The 17,978-nt window shown below is 70.3% G+C and carries 14 protein-coding genes; 6 read left to right on the top strand and 8 right to left on the bottom strand.

Annotated features, from left to right (window positions below):
* Positions 1-35: 35 nt before the first annotated feature.
* Complete coding sequence (locus AB0H86_RS41215) at positions 36-848, bottom strand: M15 family metallopeptidase (RefSeq protein ID WP_362450929.1); 813 nt, start codon at positions 846-848, stop codon at positions 36-38.
* 186 nt (positions 849-1,034) lie between these two features.
* On the opposite strand from AB0H86_RS41215, the gene AB0H86_RS41210 reads away from it, so the two are divergent.
* The 4 genes from AB0H86_RS41210 to glpK all read left to right on the top strand — a co-directional run bounded on the left by AB0H86_RS41210 (position 1,035) and on the right by glpK (position 5,468).
* Positions 1,035-1,460 carry a zinc ribbon domain-containing protein gene (locus tag AB0H86_RS41210; RefSeq protein WP_362450954.1) on the top strand — a complete coding sequence of 142 codons (426 nt, stop codon included), beginning with the start codon at positions 1,035-1,037 and terminating at the stop codon, positions 1,458-1,460.
* Positions 1,457-2,647 (top strand): lipid-transfer protein, encoded by a 1,191-nt coding sequence (locus AB0H86_RS41205; RefSeq protein ID WP_362450926.1) that lies wholly within the window; start codon positions 1,457-1,459, stop codon positions 2,645-2,647. Before AB0H86_RS41210 ends, AB0H86_RS41205 begins: the two co-directional genes overlap by 4 nt.
* 530 nt (positions 2,648-3,177) lie before the next feature.
* Complete coding sequence (locus tag AB0H86_RS41200; protein WP_362450924.1) at positions 3,178-3,927, top strand: MIP/aquaporin family protein; 750 nt, start codon at positions 3,178-3,180, stop codon at positions 3,925-3,927.
* 20 nt (positions 3,928-3,947) lie between these two features.
* Positions 3,948-5,468 carry a glycerol kinase GlpK gene (gene glpK, locus AB0H86_RS41195; RefSeq protein WP_362450921.1) on the top strand — a complete coding sequence of 507 codons (1,521 nt, stop codon included), beginning with the start codon at positions 3,948-3,950 and terminating at the stop codon, positions 5,466-5,468.
* Positions 5,469-5,574: 106 nt separating this feature from the next.
* Here glpK and AB0H86_RS41190 read toward each other — a convergent pair whose 3' ends face one another.
* The 5 genes from AB0H86_RS41190 to AB0H86_RS41170 all read right to left on the bottom strand — a co-directional run bounded on the left by AB0H86_RS41190 (position 5,575) and on the right by AB0H86_RS41170 (position 13,878).
* On the bottom strand, positions 5,575-6,180 hold the full coding sequence (locus tag AB0H86_RS41190) for an ATP/GTP-binding protein (protein WP_362450918.1): 606 nt from the start codon (positions 6,178-6,180) through the stop codon (positions 5,575-5,577).
* Positions 6,161-9,832: a hydantoinase B/oxoprolinase family protein gene (locus AB0H86_RS41185; protein ID WP_362450915.1), complete on the bottom strand. Its 3,672-nt coding sequence runs from the start codon at positions 9,830-9,832 to the stop codon at positions 6,161-6,163. The genes AB0H86_RS41190 and AB0H86_RS41185 overlap by 20 nt, the downstream gene beginning before the upstream one ends.
* A 219-nt stretch (positions 9,833-10,051) precedes the next feature.
* The gene (locus tag AB0H86_RS41180) at positions 10,052-10,447 is read right to left on the bottom strand and encodes a DUF742 domain-containing protein (protein WP_362450912.1); all 396 of its coding nucleotides are present in this window, start codon (positions 10,445-10,447) and stop codon (positions 10,052-10,054) included.
* Positions 10,448-10,456: 9 nt separating this feature from the next.
* Positions 10,457-10,894 (bottom strand): roadblock/LC7 domain-containing protein, encoded by a 438-nt coding sequence (locus AB0H86_RS41175; protein WP_362450909.1) that lies wholly within the window; start codon positions 10,892-10,894, stop codon positions 10,457-10,459.
* Positions 10,891-13,878, bottom strand: coding sequence for a nitrate- and nitrite sensing domain-containing protein (locus AB0H86_RS41170; RefSeq protein ID WP_362450906.1), 2,988 nt, complete (start codon positions 13,876-13,878; stop codon positions 10,891-10,893). The genes AB0H86_RS41175 and AB0H86_RS41170 overlap by 4 nt, the downstream gene beginning before the upstream one ends.
* Before the next feature lie 418 nt (positions 13,879-14,296).
* Here AB0H86_RS41170 and AB0H86_RS41165 point away from each other — a divergent pair, with 418 nt between their 5' ends.
* A complete protein-coding gene (locus tag AB0H86_RS41165) occupies positions 14,297-14,932 on the top strand; it encodes a hypothetical protein (protein ID WP_362450952.1) in 636 nt (211 codons plus the stop codon).
* A gap of 143 nt (positions 14,933-15,075) precedes the next feature.
* Here AB0H86_RS41165 and AB0H86_RS41160 read toward each other — a convergent pair whose 3' ends face one another.
* Positions 15,076-16,260, bottom strand: coding sequence for an FAD-dependent oxidoreductase (locus tag AB0H86_RS41160; protein ID WP_362450903.1), 1,185 nt, complete (start codon positions 16,258-16,260; stop codon positions 15,076-15,078).
* A gap of 91 nt (positions 16,261-16,351) precedes the next feature.
* A complete protein-coding gene (locus AB0H86_RS41155) occupies positions 16,352-16,675 on the bottom strand; it encodes a bifunctional 3-phenylpropionate/cinnamic acid dioxygenase ferredoxin subunit (protein WP_362450900.1) in 324 nt (107 codons plus the stop codon).
* A 314-nt stretch (positions 16,676-16,989) separates the two neighbouring features.
* Here AB0H86_RS41155 and AB0H86_RS41150 point away from each other — a divergent pair, with 314 nt between their 5' ends.
* Positions 16,990-17,817 carry an IclR family transcriptional regulator gene (locus AB0H86_RS41150; RefSeq protein WP_362450897.1) on the top strand — a complete coding sequence of 276 codons (828 nt, stop codon included), beginning with the start codon at positions 16,990-16,992 and terminating at the stop codon, positions 17,815-17,817.
* The last annotated feature ends 161 nt before the right edge of the window (positions 17,818-17,978 follow it).

Raw genomic sequence — 17,978 nt, 5'->3', positions numbered from 1 at the left:
TATCCGATCATCGGAAGGGCGTCTTCCGGGGCGGCTCACTTACCGCTGGTCAGCGACTTCTCGGACACCGGGAAGTCGAAATAGGTGTCGGGGTAGGACTCGGGCTTGAACGTGTAGTGCCACCACTCCTCGGCGAGGTTGACGAAGCCGCGGTCCTCCAGGGCGTTCTTCAGGAGCATACGGTTGGCTCGCTGCTCGCCCTGGACGCGAGGGTCGAGGGTGTGGGAGAGCATGTCGAAGCAGTCGAACCCGGTGCCCATGTCGACGGAGTTGTCCGGGAAACGCTCGCTCTTGGGCGCGTAGCAGGGGACCAGGGACTCTCCGGGCACATACGGCCTGGTCGGTTCCGCGGGGAGCTTCACCAACGTGAGGTCCATGGTCGAGCCGCGGCTGTGGCCCGACTTCGCGGCGATGTAACCGTCCTCGAACAGACGGGTCTTGTCGACGTCCGGGTAGAACTCGCTCTTCATCGCGTGGTCGTCGAGGTCCTCGGCCCAGCGGACGAAGTGGTCCACGGCGCGCTGCGGTCGGTAACAGTCATAGACCTTGAGGGTGTACCCCTTGCGCAGGAGCTCACTCTGCGCCTTGTGGAGCGCTTCCGCGGCGGGCCGGGTGAGGATGCAGACAGGCTGCTGGTAGCCGTCGATGCGCTCACCGACGAAGTTGTGCGGGGTGAGGTAGCGCATCTCCTGGATGATCGTCGGGTCCACCGTTCTCAGGGCGACGAAGTCCGCCGGCGCCTTCGGCTCGGTGCTCGCGCGAGCCGGGACGGAGACGGCGGTGGCGGTCAGCAGGGCGGCGGCGAACGCGGTGACGAGACCGCGTAATGCGCTGGAGAGTCGTGTCATGGTTCCTGCATTTATCAGGAACACGTTCCGTCGGGGAAGTGATCTGGTGCGGTTCCCCTCGAAGATCCCCCCTCACGAGAGGCGCCCCGACGGTGGGCCTGCCCATGGAGCGGCGACCGTGGCACACTTCTGACGTTCCGTCAGATCTCTTGGTGGGGAGGTACCTTGCCGCGCACACCGACACCCGTGGTCGCCGGATGGTTCACCGGCGACGGGAACGACTTCCGGCTCCTCGGCACCCGCTGCCGCGCCTGCTCATCAGTGTTCTTCCCTCGCGAGGACACCCATTGCCGTAATCCAGGGTGCCTCGGCGGCCACTTGGAAGAAGTGCCCCTCTCCCGGCGCGGGCGGGTCTGGTCGTACACGGATGCGCGCTACCGGCCGCCGTCACCCTATGTGACCGACCCGGAACTTCCGTGGGAGCCGTACGCGTTGATCGCTGTGGAGCTGGAGGCAGAGCGGATGGTGGTGCTGGGACAGGCGGTTCCCGGAGTCACCGTCGCCGATCTGGCGGTGGGCATGGAGGTGGAGGTCGTGCCCGGCGTGCTCCATGAGGACGCGGAGACGATCTGGACGACATGGCAGTGGCGGCCGACGGGGGTGACGGCGTGACGCGAGAGGTGGCGGTGCTCGGCGCGGGCATGCATCCATGGGGCAAGTGGGGGCGCGGTTTCGTCGAGTACGGCCTCGCGGCGGCCCGCGCGGCGCTCGCCGACGCCGGACTGGACTGGCGGGAGATCGGTTCGATCGTCGGCGCGGACACCGTGCGCGGCGGCTATCCGGGGTATGTGGCCGGGGCGACCTTCGCGAAGGCACTGGGCTGGCAGGGAGCCCGGGTCACCAGCGTGTACGCGGCGTGCGCGTCGGGGGCACAGGCCATCGACACCGCGCGCGTGCAGATCCTTTCGGGTCTCACGGACGTGGTACTCGTGGTCGGGGCGGACGCCGCGCCCAAGGGCTTCTTCCGGCCCTCGGGCGGGGACCGGCCCGACGACCCGGACTGGCTGCGCTTCCGGGCGCTGGGGGCCACCAATCCGACGTACTTCGGGCTGTACGCGCGTCGGCGGATGGCCCTGCACGGGGACACCACGGAGGACTTCGCGCAGGTCAAGGTGAAGAACGCGGCCCTGGGCACGCTGAATCCGTACGCCCGCTACCGCAAGCGGGTCAGCGCCGAGGAGGTCGCCGCCTCCGCCGTGGTCGCCGATCCGCTGCGGCTTCTCGACATCTGCGCGACCTCGGACGGAGGAGCGGCCCTGGTGCTGTCGAGCATGGAGTTCGCGCGTGGGCGGGGGGTGGCGGAGCCGGTGCGGATCCGGGCCGTGTCCACGGTGACGCCGCGCTACCCCAACACGGTGCTGGACCTGCCGGACATCGCGACGGACTCCGCGGTCGCGGTCGAGCCCACCGCGGAGACGTTCCGGGTGTCCGTCGCGCGGTCGGCCTACGAGGAGGCCGGCATCGGGCCCGAGGATCTCTCCCTCGCCGAGGTCTACGACCTGTCCACCGCCCTGGAGTTGCAGTGGTACGAGGACCTGGGGCTGTGCGGGGCGGGCGAGGGCGTGAAGTTGCTGCGAGAGGGCGCGACGACCCTCGGTGGGCGAATACCCGTCAACACGAGCGGGGGACTCGCCTCCTTCGGAGAGGCCGTTCCGGCTCAGGCGATCGCCCAGGTCTGCGAACTGACCTGGCAGTTGCGGGGAGCCGCGGGCGACCGGCAGGTCGAGGGCGCGCGCGTGGGGATCACGGCGAACCAGGGACTGTTCGGGCACGGATCGGCGGTGGTCGCGGTGCGGTGAGAGACGGGTCAGGGACGGCCGGTCGCGTCGGGTGTCCGGTCGGGCTCGGGTGGTGCCCGCCGGGGCGTGCCTGCCGGGGCGTGCCTGCCGGGGCGTGCCTGCCGATCGCGCAGCTCTCGACCCGACCGTGCCCGGCTGGATCTTCTAGCGCACGGTGGGTCGGTGGCGTCGGGGTGGAGGTCGAGTGACCGGATGGGTGGGCCGTGCCGGGTTGGGGAGTGGGTGTCCGGCGGGCTCGACCACCTGGCTCTCAACCGTTGTCGTCGGCGACCTTGACGCTCCCCTGACGTCGGTGAACACTTCCGGTGTCAGTCGACATCGCCGTACATTCTCGGCGTAATCAGGCACTGCGCCGCGTAGGCCCACCTGAGCCGAGGCCTTCCCACGGGCGATTTCGGCTGCGACGGCACGCTCGTCGCGGACGCCGGGCAGGGCGTGGGACTCTCCCTGCCCTCGGCGCTTCGCCAAGGAACCGCACCCTGCACGGAGGACCGGGGCCGAGCGTCCCGGGCCAGGGCCTAGGAGCCGCCATGAGCAGCGGAGACATATTCGTCGGCGAGGTCATCGGTACCGCGATCCTGATCCTTTTCGGTGCCGGCGTATGCGCCGCCGTCACCCTCAGATACTCCAAGGCGCGAGCCTCGGGGTGGATCGTGATCGCGTTCGGCTGGGGATTCGGCGTGCTGGCGGGTGCGTACACCGCCGCGCCCCTCTCCGGCGGACATCTCAACCCGGCCGTCACGCTCGGCATCGCCGTCGACACGGGCGAGTGGGACAAGGTCTGGGTCTATCTGCTGGGTCAGATGGTCGGCGCCATGCTCGGTGCCGTGCTGTGCTATCTCACGTATTTCGCCCAGTTCCAGGCCAACGTACGGGAGACGGGCACCACGGAGGGCACGGCGGAGGAGCCACTGCCCACTCTTGGCATCTTCTCGACCATCCCGGAGATCCGGAACCCGGTCGCCAACCTGATCACGGAGATCATCGCGACCATCGCGCTCGTGCTGCCGGTCCTCGCCTTCGGGCTGACCAAGGGACTCGGCGAGTCCGGAACTCTCGTGCTGATCGTCTCGCTGCTGGTCGTCGGTATCGGCCTCTCCCTCGGCGGCCCCACCGGATATGCCATCAACCCGGCGCGTGACCTCGGCCCACGCATCGTGCACACCTTCCTGCCGATCCCGAACAAGGGCGGCTCCCACTGGGGCTACGCGTGGATCCCGGTCGTCGGCCCGCTGATCGGCGGAGCGCTCGCGGGTCTCCTCTACAACGCAGCCTTCTGAACCCAGCCCAAGGGGTAGCCATGACGGACAACGCCGAGAAGTACGTCGCCGCAATCGACCAGGGCACCACCTCGAGCCGCTGCATCGTCTTCGACCACAGCGGCGCGATCGTCGCCGTCGACCAGCGTGAGCACCGCCAGATCTTCCCCAAGCCGGGGTGGGTGGAGCACGACGCCACCGAGATCTGGTCCAAGGTCCAGGCGGTGGTCGCCGGCGCGATCGCCAAGGCCGGACTGCGCGCCGACCAGCTCAGCGCGCTCGGCATCACCAACCAGCGCGAGACGACGGTCCTGTGGGACCGCGCCACCGGCAAGCCCGTACACAACGCGATCGTGTGGCAGGACACGCGCACCGCGGCGCTGTGCAACCAACTGGGCGGCTCGGACGGACAGGACCGGTTCCGGGAAGAGACCGGGCTGCCACTGGCCAGCTACTTCTCCGGGCCCAAGGCGGCCTGGCTGCTGGACAACGTACCGGGGTTGCGCGCTCGGGCCGAGAACGGTGAGATCGCCTTCGGCACGATCGACTCCTGGCTCATCTGGAACCTCACCGGCGGCACCGACGGCGGACGGCACGTCACCGACGTGACCAACGCCGGACGCACCATGCTGATGAACCTGGAGACGCTCCAGTGGGACCAGTCCATCCTGGCCGCGATGAACGTGCCCGAGTCCGTACTGCCCGAGATCAGGTCGTCCGCCGAGGTGTACGGCACGGCGGTCGGGCAACTCGCGGGCGTGCCGGTCGCCTCCGCGCTGGGCGACCAGCAGGCGGCGGTGTTCGGGCAGGCGTGCTATGACGTGGGCACGGCTAAAAACACGTATGGCACCGGCAGCTTTCTGCTGCTCAACACCGGAAACCGGCCGGTGGCGTCGAAGAACGGGCTGCTGACGACAATGGGCTACAAGATCGGCAGTGAGGCTCCCGTGTACTGCCTGGAGGGGTCAATTGCCATAACGGGCGCGCTGGTCCAGTGGTTCCGGGACCAACTGGGCATCATCCGCACCGCCGACGAGATCGAGCCCCTGGCCGCGAGCGTCGACGACAACGGCGGCGCGTACATCGTGCCCGCCTTCTCCGGTCTGTTCGCGCCGTACTGGCGCTCCGACGCGCGCGGTGTCGTCACCGGCCTCACCCGCTACGTCACGAAGGCACACCTCGCGCGCGCGGTGCTGGAGGCGACGAGCTGGCAGACGCGGGAGGTCGTGGACGCCATGTTCCAGGACTCCGGGGTGCGGATCACCACCCTGAAGGTGGACGGCGGCATGACGAAGAACAACCTGCTCATGCAGCACCAGGCGGATGTACTCGACGTGCCGGTGATCCGGCCCAAGGTCTCCGAGACGACCTGCCTGGGCGCCGCGTACGCGGCCGGCCTCGCCACCGGTGTGTGGAACGACCTGGACGAGCTCAAGACGCACTGGCAGAAGGACGTGGAGTGGACACCGGCCATGGAGGCTTCGGTGCGCGACCGGGAGTACCACAACTGGCGCAAGGCCGTGGAGAAGAGCTTCGGTTGGCTGGAGGACGGCGACAACTGAGCGCCGGCTGGACCGGCTGACGGCGCCTTGTCGGGGCGCGTTGTCGGCGCTTCCACACACAGCGCGGCCCGTACCCCGGTCGGCGGGGGTACGGGCCGCGGTCACCTCACGTCTTGACGGTCTGGCGGTGCCGCGCCGTGTAGGCCATCGCGTGCCGGACGACACCGATGAGGACTTCCTTGACGGACTCCCGGTCACGGGCGTCGCACAGCAGCACCGGTACGTCGTCGTCTAGGTCGAGAGCCTGGCGTACGTCGTCCTCCGGGTAACGGATGGATCCCTCGAAGCAGTTGACGCCGACGACGAAGGGTATGGAACGCCGTTCGAAGTAGTCGACCGCGGCGAAGCAGTCCTCCAGACGGCGGGTGTCGGCGAGCACGACAGCGCCGAGCGCGCCCTCCGACAGCTCGTCCCACATGAACCAGAACCGCTCCTGTCCGGGAGTGCCGAAGAGGTACAGCACCAGGTCCTCGCGCAGCGTGATGCGCCCGAAGTCCATCGCCACGGTGGTGGTGTGTTTGCCTTCCACGCCGCTGATGTCGTCGACCGGGCGCCCGGCCTCGGTGAGGTACTCCTCGGTGCGCAACGGCCTGATCTCGCTGACCGCTCCGACGAGGGTGGTCTTGCCCACGCCGAAGCCTCCGGCCACCAGGATCTTGAACGTGACGGGCTCGACCGGGGGCTTGCCGCGCTCAGAACGCCCGAAGATCATCGATCTCTTCTCCTGCTTGATGGGGGTGGTGGGACGACGGGCCGTAGCCTCCGCCGCCAGGGGTTTCGATGACGAGTACGTCACCGGGACCGACGTCCGCCGCGTCGCTGCCGCCGAGTTCGGTGACCGTGCCGTCCGCGCGCTCCACACGGTTGGCGCCCAGCGCTCCGGGTTCGCCGCCCGCCATGCCGTACGGCGGCACCCTGCGGTGCTGGGACAGCGTCGAGACGGTCATCGGCTCGTGGAAGCGGATCCGGCGCACCGCTCCGTCGCCGCCGGGCCACCGTCCGGCGCCGCCGCTGCCGTACCGGACGGCGAACTCGTCGACCTGTACGGGCAGTCGCCACTCCAGGACCTCGGGGTCGGTGAGTCGCGAGTTGGTCATATGGGTCTGGACGACGGGTGCGCCGCGGAAGCCGTCGCCCGCGCCGGATCCGGAGGCGACGGTCTCGTAGTACTGGTGGCGGTCGTTGCCGAAGGTGACGTTGTTCATGGTGCCGGACCCCTCGGCCTGCACGCCGAGTGCCGCGTACAGGGCACCGGTGATGGCCTGTGAGGTCTCGACGTTGCCGGCGACGACCGCGGCCGGTGGTCGCGGCGCGAGCAGCGAGCCGGGCGGTACGACGATGTCGACGGGGCGCAGACAGCCGTCGTTGAGTGGGATGTCGTCGGCGACCAGGGTGCGGAAGACGTACAGGACGGCCGCGTTGACCACCGCGTAGGGCGCGTTGAAGTTGGTGCCCAGTTGGGGCGAGGTGCCCGTGAAGTCGACGGTCGCCGAGCGTTTCTCGCGGTCCACGCGCACGCAGACGTGGATGACGGCGCCCGAGTCGGTCTCGTAGGCGTACTCGCCGTCGTCAAGTGCGTCGATGACCCGTCGGACGGCCTCCTCGGCGTTGTCCTGGACGTGCTTCATGTACGCCTGGACGACGTCGAGGCCGAAGTTCCCGATCATGCGGGCGACTTCGTCGACACCCTTCTGGTTGGCGGCGATCTGGGCACGCAGGTCGGCGAGGTTGGTCGTCGGGTTGCGGGAGGGGTAGGGCGCCTCGGTGAGCAGGCTGAGGGTCTCAGCCTCCCGGAAGCGCCCGTTCTCGGCGAGCAGCCAGTTGTCGAAGAGGACGCCTTCTTCCTCGATCGTGCGGCTGTTCGCCGGCATCGAGCCGGGGGCGACACCGCCGATCTCGGCGTGATGGCCGCGGGAGGCGACGTAGAAGAGGATCCGGTGACTCTCCGTGTTCTTGGGGCTCCTGGAGTCGAACACGGGGGTGATCACGGTGACATCGGGCAGGTGGGTGCCGCCGTGGTACGGGTCGTTGACCGCGTAGGTGTCCCCCGGCCGCATCCGTGTGCCGCGTCGCCGGATGACCTCCTTGACGCTCGTGCCCATCGAGCCCAAGTGGACGGGGATGTGCGGGGCGTTGGCCACCAGGTTTCCGTCGGGGTCGAAGAGGGCGCAGGAGAAGTCCAGGCGTTCCTTGATGTTGACGGACTGGGCGGTGGACTCCAGGCGAGCGCCCATCTGTTCGGCGATGGACATGAAGAGGTTGTTGAAGACCTCAAGCAGAACCGGGTCGGCTTGTGTGTCGAGTTCGGAACTCTGCGTAATCGCCGCGCGTTCCATGACCAGATGCCCGTCGTCGGTCGTCGCGGCCCGCCAGCCGTCGTCGACGACGGTCGTCGCACTGGCCTCGGTGATGATCGCCGGACCGGTGACGGTTTCGCCGGGGGGCAGATCCTCGCGGCGATGGAGGGGCACGTCGCGCCAGGTGCCGCCCGTGTGGAGGCGGACGGTGCCGGAGGTGGTGGCGCGGTCCTGGTGGGTGGCCAGGGCGGAGAGATCGGGGGGTTCGGTGATGCCGGTGGCTTCGACGGAGAGGGCCTCGACGACGATCGGGCGGTCGAGGGTGAAGGAGTACGTGGCGCGATGACGTTCTTCGAATGCGTGCCGCATCGCGGCGGGCTCGGTGAGCTCGACGGTGAGGGTGGTGTCGGTTCCGTCGTAGCGGAGTTGGGCGCGTCGGGTGACCTGGACGCGTTCCTGCGGGACGTCCTCGGCGAGGAGTTCGGCCCGGGCGGCGCTCTCCAGGTCGTCGGCGGTCTTGAGGACTCCGGCCATCGAGGAGGTCTCGAGGGTGGTCTCGACGGACTGTTCGCGCATCGCCGTGGTGTCGGCGAGGCCGATTCCGAGGGCGGACAGGACACCGGCCATGGGCGGCACGAGGACGGTTCGGATGCCGAGCGAGTCGGCGACCAAGCAGGCGTGCTGGCCTCCCGCGCCACCGAAGGTGGTGAGGGCGTAGCGGGTGACGTCGTGGCCCTTCTGGACGGAGATCCGCTTGACGGCGTTGGCGATGTTGGCGACGGCGATCTGCAGGTAGCCCTCGGCGACCTGTTCGGGGGTGCGCTCGTCTCCGGCCCGCTCGTGGATCTCGCGCGCGAGGGCGGCGAAGCGGTCGCGGACAAGCGTGTCGTCGAGGGGCTGGTCCCCGTCGGGCCCGAACACCTTGGGGAAGTGTGCGGGCTGGATCCGGCCGAGCATGACGTTGGCGTCGGTGACGGCGAGCGGGCCGCCGCCCCGGTAGCAGGCGGGCCCCGGGACCGCACCCGCCGAGTCCGGCCCTACGCGGTAGCGGGAGCCGTCGAAATGCAGGACCGAGCCGCCGCCGGCCGCGACGGTGTGGATGTCCAGCATGGGGGCGCGCAGCCGGACCCCTGCGATCTGTGTGGTGAAGACACGTTCGTACTCGCCGGCGAAGTGCGAGACGTCGGTGGAGGTGCCGCCCATGTCGAAGCCGATGACGCGGTCGAAGCCGGCCAGCTGCGACATGCGTGCCATCCCGACGATGCCGCCGGCGGGGCCGGACAGGATGGCGTCCTTGCCGCGGAACTGCCCGGCCTCGGTGAGCCCTCCGTTGGACTGCATGAACATCAGCCGCACGCCTTCGAGTTCGTCGGCCACGCGGCGGACGTAGCGGCGCAGCACCGGCGACAGGTAGGCGTCGACGACGGCGGTGTCCCCGCGCGGGACGAGTTTCATCAGCGGGCTGACCTCGCTGGACAGCGAGACCTGCGGGAAGCCGATACGGGCGGCGAGTTGCCCGATCGCCTGTTCGTGGGCGGGGTGGAGGTGGCTGTGCATGCAGACCACGGCGAGGGCCCGGATCCCGTCGGCGTACGCCCGTTCGAGGGGACCGGTGAGGGCGTCGAGATCGGGGGCGCGCAGGACGGTGCCGTCGGCGACGATGCGCTCGTCGACCTCGACGACCCGTTCGTGGAGCAGCTCGGGCAGTTCGATACGGCGGGCGAAGATGTGCGGGCGGTTCTGGTAGGCGATGCGCAGGGCGTCCCGGAAGCCGCGGGTGATGACCAGGAGAGTCCGCTCGCCCTTGCGCTCCAGGAGGGCGTTGGTCGCGACCGTGGTGCCCATACGGACGGCCTCGACAGGGTCCGGGGAGTCGCCCAGCAGCGCGCGGACTCCCGCGACCGCCGCGTCGGAGTACCGCGCCGGATTGTCCGACAGCAGCTTGTGGGTCAGCAGCCGACCGTCAGGGCGTCGCGCGACGATGTCGGTGAAGGTGCCGCCCCGGTCGACCCAGAACTGCCAGCCTGTCCTCACGTCCGTCTCCCCGATCGCGCTGGTGGGGACCATGTCCGCGGGCTGCCGGTCGGCCTGCCGCGGATGGTCGTCGACGATCGGTCAGATCATATCGGGAGGGCTGGTTCGGCGCCTGGTCCGGACCGGCGCATTCCGCTCGGCGGGGCCGCCCCGGACCAGCTGCCTTCCGCCCTGCACACGATCTCCCCGACCGCCTTCCGTGAGCGCCTCACGGCGCCCACAGAACCGCCTCCTTCGGGACGGGGAGCAAGGTCACAGCGCCCTGAGTCCGTTGATCACATCGCGCAGGATGCTCTCGTCCGGCAGTTCCGCCGGGGGCACGGGCCGGTTCACATGGACGAACTCCGCGTCCACCAGGTCCCCTATGAGGACCCGTATCACTCCGATGGGCAAATCGAGTTCGGCGGACAGTTCGGCGACCGACTGCGGGGCCTCACGGCACAGGTCGACGATGTCCACCTGCTCCGGGGAGAGCGTGTGGTCACCTTCCGGGTCGTCCGCCTGGCTCTCCGTGACGACCACCGCGATGACATCGAGGCGGTGCTGGGCCGCACTGGTGGTGCGGCCCCGTGTCATGGCGTACGGACGGACGACCGGTCCGGCCTCGTCGTCGAACCAGTGGCTGCTTCCCTGACCGTCTGCGCTCATGTCATCCCACTACCCGCCCTGAGGCAGATCGGTGCGCGGAGCGGCACTCAGATGTGCGCCGACCCGCTTCACCAGGAGCGTCATCTCGTAGGCGACCAGACCCACGTCCGAGTCGGCGTCCGAGAGCACGGCCAGGCAGCTGCCGTCGCCGGCGGCTGTGACGAACAGGAAGGCGTCGTCAAGTTCCACGACCGTCTGGCGGACGCTGCCCGCCTCGAAGTGGCGGCCCACGCCCTTGGCGAGGCTGTGGAACCCGGAGGCGACGGCGGCCAGGTGCTCGCTGTCCTCGCGGGTCAGGTCGGCGGAGAGCCCGATCGGCAGCCCGTCGCCGGACAGCACGAGGGCCTTGCGGATGCTCGCGACGCGGTCCACCAGGTCGTCGAGAAGCCAATTGAGCTCGCCGGACTTCTCGATCGCGGTGTGGCCGGTCGGCTTCGGTGCGGTCATCGACCGTCCCCCTTTGTCGTTCGTTGTGGTGCTGTGCCGCTCTGGGTGTCGTCACCCGCGGCGTTCTCCTCACGGCCCCGCTGCCAGCCACGCTGGAGCGAGCCCATGCGGCTGCGTACCTCGTCGGCGTCCCGTTCGTCGAGCCCGGACGAGGCGTCGTTGCGCGGCTCGGGGCCCTTCCTCAGCTGCGGAGCCAGGTTGGCCTGCCGTACGCGGCGAGGCAGGGGGGCCGTGCCGGACGGGGCGTCCCGGTCCGCGGGAGCCGCGTCGCGCCTCGCGGAACCGGAGCCGATTCTCGCCGGGCCGGAGCCGAACCCTTGCCCGGCGGGTCCGGAGCCGAGTTCCCGTGTCGCCGAGCGGCCGCCGGGGTCGCGGGAGGGCTCGCCCGGTGCGCCCAGGCCGCTCGGGCCGCTCGACGCGATCTCGGCGCGACGGGTGCGCTTGGGGAGCGCGGGCGCCTCGGGCGACTCCCCGCGCTCACGGCTCGAGGACGCCGGAGATGTCGAGGCCTCGGTGCGCTGTTCGTCGAGGCGGTCGGCGACACCGGTCGCACGGTGTTGCTGGCCTGCTCCGCGACGGCGGGCGGGCAGCGGCGGCGCCTGCGAGCGCGACCTGCTCGGGCCCACCGGGGCCTCCGCGTCGGCCTCCTCACGGCGCGACCGCTGCTCTGTGACCGGGCGCCCGTGCGAGCTGACCAGCTTGGGGGCCCCTCGACGGGGCAGTGGGACCGGGGCGTTCACATCGTTCGTGTCGGCCGCTCGCGTACCGCCGATGCCGGGAGCGTCGTGCGATTGCTCGTGTTCCCCACCCTGGCGGCCCACCGTGGTGTCGTCCGTACGAGTGGTGGAACGGCGTGGGCGGAACAGCCCGCCGCGTTCGCTTCCCTCGTCGTCGAGAGCACCCGGGAAGTCGTCGAGAGCGTCCAGGTCGACTGGGGCCTCCAACTCGACCGGGCCGTCCAGAACCGCGGGAGCCAACCCCGGCATCTGCGCCGGCGCCGCGGAGAGCGGGGCGCGACGGGCCTCTTCCCGTTCGGCTGCCTTGGGCGGCTGGGGCCGGTCGAGGCGGAAGCCGATGCCGTTGGTGTCCGGGACGTCGTCCGTGAGCAGGGTGTCCGGGATGAAGACGACGGCTGTCGTACCGCCGTACGGCGACGGCTGCAGGGAGACCCGGACGTTCTGTCGCTGGGCGAGCCGGCTGACCACGAACAGACCCAGCCGGTCGGTGTCGGACAGTTCGAATTCCGGTGTCTCGGCGAGCCGGAGGTTGGCGTCCAGGAGCGCGTCGGCCGCCATGCCGAGGCCGCGGTCGTGAATCTCCAGGGTGAAGCCGTTGGCGACACGCTCGCCCAGGACCTGAACGGCGGTGTGCGGCGGGGAGAACACCGTGGCGTTCTCCAGGAGTTCGGCGACGAGGTGCGTGAGGTCCGCCACGGCCGGGCCGGTGACGGCGACCCTGGGAAGCCGACGGACCTCGATGCGCTCGTAGTCCTCGACCTCGGCCACGGCGGCCCGGACGACGTCCATGAGCTGCACCGGCTTGCGCCACTGCCGGGAGGGGGAGGCGCCGGAGAGGATCACCAGGCCCTCGGCGTGTCGGCGCATCCGGGTGGTCAGGTGGTCGAGGCGGAACAGGTCGGCGAGTTCGTCGGTGTCCTCGGTCCTGCGTTCCATGCTGTCGAGCAGGGTGAGCTGCTTGTGGAGCAGGACCTGGCTGCGGCGGGCGAGGTTCACGAAGACTTCGGAGACGCCGGCCCGGAGTTCGGCCTGCTTGACGGCCGCTTCGACAGCCGCACGCTGCAGGGTGTTGAGGGCCTGGCCGACCTCACCCATCTCGTTCTTGTCGTATTCCAGTCGCGGGACCTCGGTCTCCACGTCCACCTGTTCGCCCGCGGAGAGGCGGCGCATCACGCTGGGCAGCCGTACGCCGGACGCCTCGTGGGCCTCCAGGCGCAGCAGCCGCAGGTCGCGGATGAGGGTGCGGCCGACGCGCACGGACAGCAGGAGCGAGGCGAGCAGGGCGACCAGACCGAGAACACCGGCGACGGACGCCTTGACGATGACACCGATGGCGTCCGGGCGGACCCGGTCCTGATATCGGTCGCCCGCCTGATCGTTGAGGGTGGCGAGGTCGTCGAGCACGCTGCCGGCGGCCGCGTCCCAGCTCTTGGCGCTGACGGCACGAGCGGTGCCGGGGTCGGAGGAGATGACCGACTGTTCGGCGGACCGCAGAGGGGCGGAGTTCGCGTTCTTCCAGAAGGTCTCGTAGCGCTCGCGCTCCGTCGGGGGCAGCACCGGCAGGCTGACGTCGTACAGCAGGCTGCGCTGGGCGACGAGGTCGGAGACGTCCCGGATCTCCTCGCGGGAGAGTTTCCCGACCACGAGGGCGGAACCGAGCAGGGCGTCCTCACGGGACAGCAGTTCACGGGCGCGGGTGATGTTCACCAGGGCGCGGGCCTGCTTGTCCAGCTCCACGCTGTCGACGCCGTCGAGCGAGGCCAGCAGGGCGTAGCAGGGGTCGACGAGCCGGTTGTAGAGGTCGAGGGCCTGGGACCGGGTCACGGTGCCGTCCTCGACGCTGCGCCGCAGCGAGTCGATGCCGTCGAAGGCGTCCAGGACGGCAGTGACGCGTTCGTCGTCGTCGGCGTCCAGGTCGTCGCGGAGATCGGGGTTCGTCGCGTTCGCGCGGAGCTTGGTGACGGCGTCGTCGGTGGCGTCCCGGGTGGTGCGGAGCGCGGACAGCGCGTCCGACGCCCGGGGATCCGCGAGGTAGACGAGCGTCTGGCGGCGTTCCTGCTGCAGGACACGGACGGTGTCCTCGGTGGGGTAGCCGACCTTCTCGATGATGGACGAGACATGGAACAGCTGGGCCACTTCCCGGCCCGTGAGTACCGTGGTGAAGCCCCAGATCGCCATCAGGGACACCAGCGGCACGAGAAGCAGCGCCACGATCTTCCGGCGGATCGATTTCCCGCGAAAGCGCATGGCCTCCCCCAGCTCGACCCCCTTTCGACAGGGGGTACACATGTGCGTCAACAAACGGCGCGAGCCTACTACCGACACGCACTTAACTCGAAGACCGGTCCGGAGTCTGAACTTCCGCACCAGCGGCGAGACATGCGGAGTTGTCCGCTCATTGGGGGAGATTGCCTCCTGCCCTTGCCCGGCAACCGCCGGGACGGACGGAGCGGGTCGGCTGGCCAGTTGGCTGGATTTTTACGTTCCTTGGGAATCTTGGAGGCACGTTGTTCGTCCTTCTCTATGGGAGTTGGGGGCGGAATCGGCCACAGGAGCCGCATCCCGCAAACGGGCGGCGTAAAGCAGCGCAAGCCGGGCAGCCACTGGAGAACCGGGTCTTCGGACACGGGCAAGTGGTCTGCTGGCGGTGGGGAGTGACATGTTGATGGGCACGGCGGAGCGGCACGAGGCGCCGTCGGACGGCGGGGCGGATGACGTGGTGACGCATCCGACGACACGAAAGGCACCCGAGGCGTCGGATCACGACATTCCGACGGACGGACCCGGGACCAGGGGCGGACGCGGAGTCAGAACGGCCTCGGAGGGCGGTTCGGCAGCGCGGGAGAGCGCGGCCGCTACGGCCGCCGAAGCCCCGTCCGGGGCGAGCGGCGTGGCCGAGGAGCAGCCGTACTACCAGCCGTTGTGGGTCGAGGAGCCGGCGCGACATCGCCGGTTGCCCGATCCGGTGCGGACGTCGGCGGTCCGGGCGGTACTGATCATCGCGGTGACGCTGATCCAGGCGATGGTGGCGTTCCTGTGCACCATGGCGGGTTCCTGGCCGGCGTTCCCGATGGTGCTGAGCGCTGTGGCCAGCACCGTGCTGGCCACCTGGGGCGCGCTCGACGTCTGGGTGACCCGGCAGGTGTGGTACCAGCGCAACGGCGTGGTGTCCACACCCAGCAGCACCGCGCGCGCCCTGCGCCGGGAGCGGCGCAAGGCCCGACGCCAGGCGCGGGCCACCGAGCGGACCCAGGAGCGGATACGCCGGCGGGAGGGTGCCGGGCAGGTGGCGCACCCGTAGGAGACCCGCAGGACCCAAGGGACCCGTAGGACCCGTAGGACCCGCGCGAGGAGGAGGCGGCCGCCCGATGAACCGTCTGCCGGGTGCCAGTGCCGATGCCGGGACCGCGCGCCGACCGGGCCCGCCGGCGGACCCGGTGGTTCTCAGAGTGCGGCCGACCGCATCCGGCCCTCCTCCCGTGCGATTTCGCGCCGCGCCCTCATGAAGGGGCGCGGGCGGTCCACGGAGAGCACCGCGGTCGTGCGGCCGTCCCGCTCGTACCGGGCCAGGAAACCGCCTTCGGCCGGTGCTCCGTCGGTCAGTTCGCCCTCGGTGAGGCGGACGGTGTCGCCGTCCTGTCGACGGCCGGCGAACTGGATGCGCGCGCCGTACTGGTCCGACCAGAAGTAGGGCAGCGACCGCACGGTGTCCAGCGTGCGCCCGGCGAGCAGGTTGGCCACGGCGACGCGGGGCTGCTCGGTCGCGGAGGTCCAGTGTTCGGCCCGGGTGCCGCCGACGCGGGCGACGTCGCCGACGGCGACCACCTGCGGCAGCGCCGTCGCGCAGCCGTCGTCGCAAAGCACACCGTCGTGGAGGGCGAGTGTCGAGCCCGCCAGCCAGCCCGTGTTGGGGGTGGTCCCGATGCCGACGATCACAACGTCGGCGGGCACAGTCCGACCGTCGGCGAGTTCGACGCCCGTGACGGAGACGGTGCCGCGCAGTCCGGCCACCCCGGTGCCCGTGACCAGGTCCACTCCGCCGCGTCGGTGCAGCGCGGCGCATACGAAGGCCATCTCGGCGCCGAGTTGCGGCACGAGTGGGAGGGCGGCGGCCTCGACGACGGTCACGGTGTGGCCGAGGGCGGCGCAGGAGGAGGCGGTTTCGGCACCGATGAAACCGCCACCGATGACGACGACCTGGCGCGGGCCGCCGGCGAGTTCGTCGCGCAGTGCGCGGGCGTCGTCGAGGGTGCGCAGCGTGTGGACACCGCCGAGGCTGTCGCCCGGAAGGCGGCGGGCCGAGGCGCCGGTGGCGATGACGACGCCGTCGGTGGACACGGTGCGGCCGTCGTCGAGCAGGACGGTGCGGCCGCGGACGTCGAGGCCTCGGGCTCGGGTGCCGAGGAGCCACTCGGCGTCGAGTTCGGTGGTCTCCTCGTCGTCCGCGAGCACGAGTCGGTCCTCGTCGGCGCGGCCGGTGAGGAAGTCCTTGGAGAGGGGAGGCCGGTCGTAGGGGCGATGTGGTTCGTCGCCGACGATCACCAGTCGCCCGTCGAAGCCCTGGGCGCGCAGTTCCCGGGCCGCGTACAGGCCGGCGAGGGAGGCGCCGACGATGGTCAGGGTCCTCATGCGGTACGGCCCCTGTCGCTCGGCGGCGTGTACGGGGCCGTCGTACGGAAGGAGGCGTTTCCAGGGGGCGTGGGCCAGTGGGTCACGGCGCTCATGCGGCGGTCCCCTCCTCCGCGGTGAGGTGGACGTGGACGACGCCGTCGTCGATGGTGACGCGGTGGGTGCGCACGGGCCGCCGGGCCGGCAGGCAGTTCGGTCGGCCCGTACGGAGATCGAATGAAGCCGCGTGCAGCGGGCATTCGACCAGACAGCCCTCCAGCCAGCCCTCGGAAAGTGAGGCGTCCTGATGGGTGCAGGTGTCGTCGATGGCGTACAGCTCGCCGTCGTCGGTGCGGAACAGGGCGATGGGCGGTGTCGTCTCGATGCGGACGGACTCGCCCTCGGGGAGGTCTTCGAGGCGGCAGACAGGTATCACGGGCCCCCCTCTCGGTCCGGGACACGCGGTCCGGACCTGTGTGGTCCAGGCGGGAACAGAGACTCGGACCGGCATCGGTCCTGAGGTCACGGCGTGCTGGGGCGACACTGGTCCAGCAAGTCGAGAGGTGCCGGACCGGCGTCGGTCCGGACTGTCGGCCCCCTTCCGGGTGCCGGACGCTTCGGTAACATGATGTTTCACATGACGCACGAGCGAGCGCCATGCGCAACAGAATCCGGGCGGGACGACCGTCGCGTCAAGGGTTTCCCGCAGATGCGGCCCGAACTGGGCCCACAGGTGGTGAGAGTTCAGCCATGACCCGCACGCAGAAGCAGTCCGACGGTAGCGAGGAGAAGGCCGCGAACCCGGAGAAGAGCGGCAGAGGACCGGCCAGCGCCGTCCAGTCGGTGGACCGCGCCGTGAGCGTGCTGGAGATCCTCGCCCGGCACGGCGAGGTGGGGGTCACCGAGATCGCCGAGGAACTGGACGTACACAAGTCGACCGCCTTCCGGCTGCTCGGCGTCCTGGAGAACCGCGGCCTGGTGGCCCAGGCCAAGGACCGCGGCAAGTACTACCTGGGGGCGGGTGTACTACGTCTGGCGGGGGCGGCGGCAGTGCGGCTCGACGTCTCCCAGGAGGGCGTCCCGGTGTGCCGGGAACTCGCCGACGAGCTGGGCGAGACGGTGAACATCGGGGTCCTGGACGACGACGCGGCGGTCAACATCATGCAGGCCCGCGGCCCCGCGTCCGTGACCGCGCAGAACTGGCTGGGCCGGCGCACCCCGCTGCATGCCACCTCCAGCGGCAAGGTGCTGCTGGCCCACCTGCCGCCCACCCTGCGCGAGGGCCTGCTCGCGCGTTCCCTGCCGCGCTTCACGGAGCGGACCATCACCGGCACGTCCGCGCTGCGGGGCGAGTTGGAGGCGGTGGTGGAGCAGGGGTACGCCGTCACCATCGAGGAGCTGGAGCTGGGCCTCGCCGCCGCGGCGGCCCCGATCCGCGCGCACGACGGCAAGGTGATCGCCGCCATCAGCGTCTCGGGGCCGGTGTACCGGATGAACAGCGACCGGCTGCCGGAGCTGGCCAAGCGCACGGTGGCGGCCGGGGCGGAACTGTCGCGCCGGATGGGATACGGCTTCTGACGTACCCTCCGCACGCCCCCCGAGGGCGCTCTCCGCACGGCGCGGGGCCGGGAATCTCCTGGTCCCGCGCCGTTGTGTGTCCGGCAGGTTTCGCCCCACAGGTTCCCTTTGCCAAGGGTTAACTCGCACCCCTTGACGGCCGCTCGTTAGCGTTCCCACTA

The organism is Streptomyces sp. NPDC050997, assembly GCF_040660135.1.
In the GTDB taxonomy this organism is placed as follows: Bacteria; Actinomycetota; Actinomycetes; order Streptomycetales; family Streptomycetaceae; genus Streptomyces.
Note: the sequence above shows the minus strand (reverse complement) of the source record. Positions and strands in the feature narration are given on the sequence as shown.